Annotated in this window: 3 protein-coding genes; 1 reads left to right on the forward strand and 2 read right to left on the reverse strand. The window is 75.9% G+C overall.

Going from position 1 to position 2143, the window contains the following annotated elements; all coding sequences use genetic code 11:
- The coding region (locus ABZ281_RS46980; RefSeq protein WP_356664699.1) for an HAD-IA family hydrolase at positions 1-210 on the forward strand (210 nt) is incomplete at its 5' end.
- A gap of 244 nt (positions 211-454) precedes the next feature.
- Here the strand turns inward: ABZ281_RS46980 and cpt are convergent.
- Together cpt and ABZ281_RS46990 are read right to left on the reverse strand one after the other, a co-directional pair.
- Positions 455-1009, reverse strand: coding sequence for a chloramphenicol phosphotransferase CPT (gene cpt / locus ABZ281_RS46985; RefSeq protein WP_356664701.1), 555 nt, complete (start codon positions 1007-1009; stop codon positions 455-457).
- Positions 1010-1036: 27 nt separating this feature from the next.
- The gene (locus tag ABZ281_RS46990) at positions 1037-1840 is read right to left on the reverse strand and encodes a peptidoglycan-binding protein (RefSeq protein ID WP_356664703.1); all 804 of its coding nucleotides are present in this window, start codon (positions 1838-1840) and stop codon (positions 1037-1039) included.
- Positions 1841-2143: the final 303 nt, after the last annotated feature.

Below are 2143 nucleotides of genomic sequence, written 5' to 3' on the forward strand. Positions count from 1 at the left end.
GGCGCCGCCGAGCTGGGGATCGCCCCCGCGGACTGTGTGGTGTTCGAGGACTCCGGAGCCGGGATAGCGGCCGGGCGCGCCGCCGGGATGACGGTGGTCGGCATCGGGCCCCGGGCCGCGTACCACGAGCCGGACGTGGTGGTGGAGGACCTCACGAAGGTGCGCGTGGAGGCCGTGGGCGACGGGACGATCCGCCTGCACATCGGGTGAACCTCGTGCCGCCCGACTCGGCGGGGTGGTAGCGGCCCTGGCTCAGCGGAGTGGCGGCGTCCGGGCTTGGAGGGTGGTGGCGTCCGGGCTCAGCCGGGCGGCGGTGACGGTGTGCGTCACTTGGGTGGCGAGCGCCCGCGTCGCACGGCCGGCGATGGAGGCGCGTGTTCGTGGGCGGCCAGGGCGCGTGTCTCACTCGGGCGGCGATGGCCCGCCCGTCGCGTCGGCGGCGAAGACGCCCGCCTCACCTGGGCGGTGCAGGCGCGCGCGTCACCTGAGCGGCGATGGCGCGTGCGCACTCCAGGGACTCGGTGTGTGTCGTGTCCACCTCCACGTCGTAGCTCATGCCCTCGTGCACGACGCCGGCCTGTGACGCGGCCATGCCCCCGACCCGGTCTCCCCGGGCGATCTCGCGTCCCGCGGCGACCGCGCTGTCGCACCGGACGCCCACCCACAGCACGGTGAGACCGGCCAGAGCCTTCTCCCACCGTTGCCGGGACGCCGGGCCGCCGAGGAAGACGTCGTCGACGATGATCCCGGCGCCGGCACGCGCCATGCCGGCGATGCCCTCGGTCCAGGCCGCGTCCAGAGCCCGGAACTCCGCCCCCACGCTCACGCCGCCGTCCGCCGCGAAGGTGATCCCGCCGTCCGAGCCCCGCAGCCTCGCGGGCAGCGCGTCGACGAACGAGTCGACGCCGAAGGCCAGCCACGGATCGGGCAGGACCTGTTGCAGGCACCGGACGATCCCGGACTTGCCCGAGCTCGAACCACCGTTGAGAACGATCACCTGAGTAGTCACGGCGTCACGGTAGGACGCCCGGGCCGGTCATGGCTCGCGGGTTTCCGACTCCAGCCTCTCCCGGGTCGCCCGGTCGTAGACGCCGGGGTCCTCGCTCTGGACGCCGCGTGACCACTGGTAGGTGCGGACCGCGTCGGCCAGGCGGTTGTCGAAGGAGCCGTCGGTGTCGTCGTCATAGAGGTACAACTGCCGCAGGCGGAGCTGGAGTTCGGTGACCTCCGGGCCGCGGTCGCCGAGGCGCAGGACGGTCGGGCCGCCCTTCTGGCGGCCGTCCTCCGGGGGCGCCTGCTCGGGGCCGGCCGCCGAGGCGGACGGCTGCGGAGCCGACGGCGAGGGCGACTGCGACGGGCTCGCCGAGGCGCTGGGCGCGGACGGCGACGGCGAGGCGGACGGGCTCCCGCTGCGGGACGGCGACGGCGGCGGTGCGGCCGGGGCCGAAGGAGCGGCCGAGGCGCTGCCCTGCGGGGGTGTGGACGCCGCGCTGCTGGACGGGGCGTCCGGCACGCTCGCGCGGATGTCGTCCGGCAGGGCGGTGTCCCGGGAGGGACTCTCGTAGAAGAACAGCCCGCTCGCGTACCCCGCCGCGGCGACGACGGCGACACAGGCACCTGCGGCGGCGATCAGGAGGGTGCTGCGCCGACGTGGCCGGCGCCTGCCGGGCCCGCCGCCTTCCGGCGTGCCGCGATCCGCCCCCGCCGTGCCGTCGAACATGCGCCGAACGGTGACGCTCGGCTCGGTCGCGACGGGAGCCAGGGGCGTCGGAAGCGCCGAGGTGGCGGAGGCCGTCGGCAGGACGGCGGTCGCCTCCGGGGCCACGGGGCGCAGGGGCATGGTGGCGTCGGCGGGGGAGGGCGGCCGGCCGGCACTGCCGGGTTGTGAGGCCCCGGCGTGCGGGAGGACGCCGTCGATGTCCGACGTGGCGGCCGAGCCCGGGGTGCCATCGGACGCCGGCCCGGGGCCCTGGGCCCGTGGTGTCTGTGCAGAACTGTTTCCGGGCGGTCGGGGGGTGTTTCCGTACGGGGGTGCGGCGCGGTTGTCCGTTGCGGCTGGGCCCTGTGCGACCTCGGCCGTATGGCCCTGGGCCCGTGGTGGCGCAGCCGACATGAGGCCGGGCGGGCTCGCGGGCTGGCACGA

The sequence above is a fragment of the Streptomyces sp. NPDC006265 genome (assembly GCF_040613555.1).
Classification (GTDB): Bacteria; Actinomycetota; Actinomycetes; order Streptomycetales; family Streptomycetaceae; genus Streptomyces.

Coding starts and splice junctions, on each gene's coding strand:
- ABZ281_RS46990 (WP_356664703.1), bottom strand. CDS start 1,840: ATGCCCCTGCGCCCCGTGGCCCCGGAGGCGACCGCCGTCCTGCCGACG.